Source organism: Methanoregula sp. (assembly GCF_002835825.1).
Taxonomy (GTDB): Archaea; Halobacteriota; Methanomicrobia; order Methanomicrobiales; family Methanospirillaceae; genus Methanoregula.
Genome location: NZ_PIZH01000227.1, coordinates 1 through 3,729 on the forward strand (window position 1 = coordinate 1; position 3,729 = coordinate 3,729).

The 3,729-nt window shown below is 54.5% G+C and carries 5 protein-coding genes; 1 reads left to right on the forward strand and 4 read right to left on the reverse strand.

What is annotated here, in order from left to right; all coding sequences use genetic code 11:
- Nucleotides 1–206 precede the first annotated feature (206 nt).
- From CW742_RS08705 to CW742_RS08715, 3 genes are all read right to left on the reverse strand, one after another.
- On the reverse strand, nt 207–833 hold the full coding sequence (locus CW742_RS08705; RefSeq protein WP_292419230.1) for a tetratricopeptide repeat protein: 627 nt from the start codon (nt 831–833) through the stop codon (nt 207–209).
- 115 nt (nt 834–948) lie between these two features.
- Nucleotides 949–1,647, reverse strand: coding sequence for a hypothetical protein (locus CW742_RS08710; protein WP_292419233.1), 699 nt, complete (start codon nt 1,645–1,647; stop codon nt 949–951).
- Nucleotides 1,648–1,783: 136 nt separating this feature from the next.
- Nucleotides 1,784–2,407, reverse strand: a complete 624-nt coding sequence (locus CW742_RS08715) for a rubredoxin (RefSeq protein WP_292419235.1) — start codon at nt 2,405–2,407, stop codon at nt 1,784–1,786.
- Between the two features lie 180 nt (nt 2,408–2,587).
- Here CW742_RS08715 and CW742_RS08720 point away from each other — a divergent pair, with 180 nt between their 5' ends.
- On the forward strand, nt 2,588–3,178 hold the full coding sequence (locus tag CW742_RS08720) for a MarC family protein (protein ID WP_292419238.1): 591 nt from the start codon (nt 2,588–2,590) through the stop codon (nt 3,176–3,178).
- A gap of 36 nt (nt 3,179–3,214) precedes the next feature.
- Here CW742_RS08720 and CW742_RS08725 read toward each other — a convergent pair.
- A partial coding sequence (locus CW742_RS08725; RefSeq protein ID WP_292419240.1) for a DUF2156 domain-containing protein occupies nt 3,215–3,729 on the reverse strand: 515 nt, incomplete at its 5' end.

The window sequence follows — 3,729 nt, forward strand, 5'->3', positions numbered from 1 at the left end:
GCCTCCATTCTTTATCTCGAAGTCCTTACGGACTTCTTCGAATTACGAAGAACTTCGCGCAGCGAAGTTTGAGTTCGAGAAGAAATTCATCAGAATTTCTTCGAATTGCGAGACATCGCAGCCCTAGTGATCGAGAAGCCTCGCCACCGCTTCAGTATTTTCTAAAAAACTCCTGAAAAAAAGAGAACTATTTCCACCCTTCCGGCTCACCGCTTCCACGGGCCCTGAGGCAGGTTAACGACACGGATCGCCTCATCGGCTTCCTTCACCCGCCCGAGGTTACGCAGGGCGATCGCCTTATTGTACCAGACAAAGGAGTTGATGGGGTTGAGCCCGATTGCTTTCTCGAAATATCCAAGGGCTTCCTCATTTTTCCCGAGTTCGCGCAGGGCAATGCCTTTTCCGGTCATGGCGCGGATATTCTTCGGGCTCTCCTCCAGGATAGCATCGAAACACGCAATCGCTTCCTTGTGTCTTCCCAGCTCGTTGAGGGAGTATCCTTTATTGGCGATGGCAAAGGTATACCCGGGATCGAGGGCCAGGGCCCGGTCAAAGCACTGGATGGACTCCTCGTACCGGCGTATCTTGCGGAGCGTGTACCCTTTCTCGAACCAGACCGAGATCAGGCCGGGGTTGACGACGATTGCCTTGTCGTAACAGGCAATTGCATCCTCGTGCCGTCCCAGGTCATAGTAGATCCTGCCCTTGTTCTCAAGGGCAGTGGTATTATTCGGGTCGATCTCGAGGACCTGATCATACAGGGAAATCGCATCATCATAGCGCCCGACTTTCATCTGACGATGCGCCTTGTCCAGAACCGACGGTATGTCCATGTGACTCATAGTATCATTCACACGAGGGTAAATAATACCTTGCAGGTGATTCCTTCACGCTGGTGTGCGATGTCGTGATCCCCTGAAAATGGAGTGGGGGGAGTCTGCTCAGGAATTACCGGTTGCGGTGGTGAGGGAGATACAGGCATCCTGCTGCAATGGCTATGATCACGAGGAGTGGGGCAAGGGGCGACTTTGTCGCAGCCGGCGAAGGTGGCACGCTTGTCGTAACAACCGTTGTTTCAGGGATTGTCGTTACCGGGGGTGTTGTTGGCGGGACGGTGGTTGCTGTTGTCACGACAGTCGGATCATCATCCAGGAGGTTGAGCGTGTACTTCGCTCCGGTGCTGACCCGGTCCCGGGAGAGGGCACCGTCCTTCAGGTACACGCTCAGCGTCTGGTAGCTGTGCCCTGCAAGGCTTGAGGCATCAGCCTGTGCATTGACAGCATACACAAGATACGTGCCGGGATCGATCTTGCGCTCGAGTTTTGAGGTGTCCCATTTGAATGACCAGGTCTGGTCGCTGGCAAGGCCCACCATCGTGTTGTATCCCTGGTCGGCTCGTTTGGTGGGGTCTGTCAGGGGCGCTCCATTTGCCGGGAGGCCGGGACCCGTCATGAACAGGTAGATTGAATCACCGCTGTACGAAACCCCGTGCAACGCAATGGTTTCACCAAGATATCCTTCATAATCCTCGCTGTAGCCGTACGCAGATGCAACAGGTATCAGGGAGACGGCACAGAGAACCGTGAGCAGGAGCAGGGATCGGCCCCACGCGATCCAATTTCGGGAAAACGCTGCAAATGGTGCCATGTATTACAAAGTAAACCACCGGGAGGTTTATAGATTTGTTCCGGCACGAACGCCGGCAGTGCTGGCGCTTGCGAGTGAAAGATCGGAATAAGGGGACGATGATGCACGTTTGAGAAAAAGTGGAGGGTTTGAGCTGTTAGTAGTTCAATGGTTCGAACCCGTGCTTGAATACCTTACCGAACCGCACCCGGATCTTCGGATCAATCGCACAGACCGGGCAGCTGTAATCATCCGGCAGGTCATCGAACTTCGTCCCGGGCCGGATGCCCCGGTGAGGCTCTCCCCGTTTCTCATCGTACACGTAGTTACAGAGCGAGCAGAGATACCGTGTAGGGCGCCATTCATCAAAGCCCCATTTCCCGATCCTCCCCTTGCCCTGCTGGCCGCAGACCGGGCAGACATAACTCTCCGGCAGTTCATCAAAGGGTGTTCCTTCCGGTATCCCGTTGTGTGGCTCACCCCTCATCGGGGAGTAGATGTACCCGCAGAGCTTGCACCGGTACCGGGTCATATCCTTGGCCGCCGGTTTTTTTGCGGTTTTTTTCACCACGGGCGTTTTCTTTGCGGCCACTTTCTTCGCCGGTTTGACGGCAGGTTTCTTCTTCACGACAACGGTCTTTGCAGGGGACTTTTTAACCAGAGTCTTTTTCGCTGCAGCAGGTTTCTTTGTCACCCGGGCTGCGGGCTTTTTCGCCACAGCAACAGTCTTTGCAGTCTTCTTTGCACCACCTTTCATTCCAGGTTTTCCGGTTTTTGCCATGATTGTTCACCCATGCGGCCATTTCCGCCAGTCTCCCGAAGTCAGGGCCGCCTTACTGGAAGATGGAAGGCCATGATATTATATATTATGGATGATGCAAACCACAGGAACCTGGAGTAAGATCGGAACACCACTCATGTTTATCCGCACGAAATGCATAGTATCCGGATAAGATCCACAATGGACGATATCTCCGGCATCCTCTATTCGTTTGCGACCCTGTTCATCATCCTGGATCCGCTCCTCTCGGTGCCGATCTTCGCGGCAATGACCAAAGGGCAGTCTCCTGCTGAGATTCACAAGCAGGCCTTCATTGCCGTTGCTGTAGCAGGCAGCCTGATGTACCTCTTCCTTGTCTTCAACCGGGTCATCTTCGATATCCTCGGTCTCAGTATCCCCAGCTTCCAGATCGCGGGAGGGGTCCTCCTCTTCCTGCTCGGCATTCAGGAAGCCCTGGGCATTGAGCTGGGCCATTCCAAGGGACATGCCAAGAGTGCAGCAGGGGTTGTCATCGGAACGCCGCTTCTTTGCGGGCCGGGCGCCATCACAACCGTTATGCTCCTTTCGAAGGATTACGGGTTTCTCATTCCCTTTATCGCGATAACGCTCGCACTCATTGCAACCTGGGTCATCCTATATTATTCGGAACTGATCCAGCGGGTGCTCGGCGAGGTAGTCACAGACATCATGGGAAAAGTGCTGGGCATGTTCCTTGCCGCCATCGCCGTGAACCTCATCACCTCCGGCATCCTGACCCTGGCAGGAATGTGATTCGTTCTTTTTTGGATATTCGGTCAGGAATCCAGGTCAGGAGTCGCGTTTCATTGAACAGACTTCCACCATGTGGTGCGGGTGATAACGCATCTTGGCCTCGCGGAGACCCGGTACACCAAGGTCGCTCTCGCGGTTGATATAGGTGAATTTTCTCGCAAGCCGGGCTGCGGTCTCGCTGTTGATCGCCTTGTAGATACCATCGCAATCGGGAAGCCCTTTCTCGAAATGCACAAGCGCGGTATCACCCGTCATGGGTTCGTACAACGATATGGCACCGATCTTCGATGAGACCCGGATCGCAAGTCCCCTGAGCGGGAGATCGTTCATGTGGTCGATGGCAAAAAAGACGGCCTCTTTCTCATTGGCAAGGACCGGATCCCCGCTCTCGCAGCCCTTCCATTCGCACCACTCGATGAGGAACCGCTTCGCATCTTCCCAGTTTTTTTCCGATATCGGTTCAACCGTGCTGGCACAGTTCTTCCGGAACTTGTTGAGCTGGCGACGGATGGTGAGGTAATTTCCCCCGGGCAGCTCGGCAAGGTCGGTTG

Excerpts from the sequence above, each read along its gene's own strand:
- CW742_RS08705 (WP_292419230.1), bottom strand. The coding sequence starts at position 833 with ATGGACATACCGTCGGTTCTGGACAAGGCGCATCGTCAGATGAAAGTC.
- CW742_RS08710 (WP_292419233.1), bottom strand. The coding sequence starts at position 1,647 with ATGGCACCATTTGCAGCGTTTTCCCGAAATTGGATCGCGTGGGGCCGA.
- CW742_RS08715 (WP_292419235.1), bottom strand. The coding sequence starts at position 2,407 with ATGGCAAAAACCGGAAAACCTGGAATGAAAGGTGGTGCAAAGAAGACT.
- CW742_RS08720 (WP_292419238.1), top strand. The coding sequence starts at position 2,588 with ATGGACGATATCTCCGGCATCCTCTATTCGTTTGCGACCCTGTTCATC.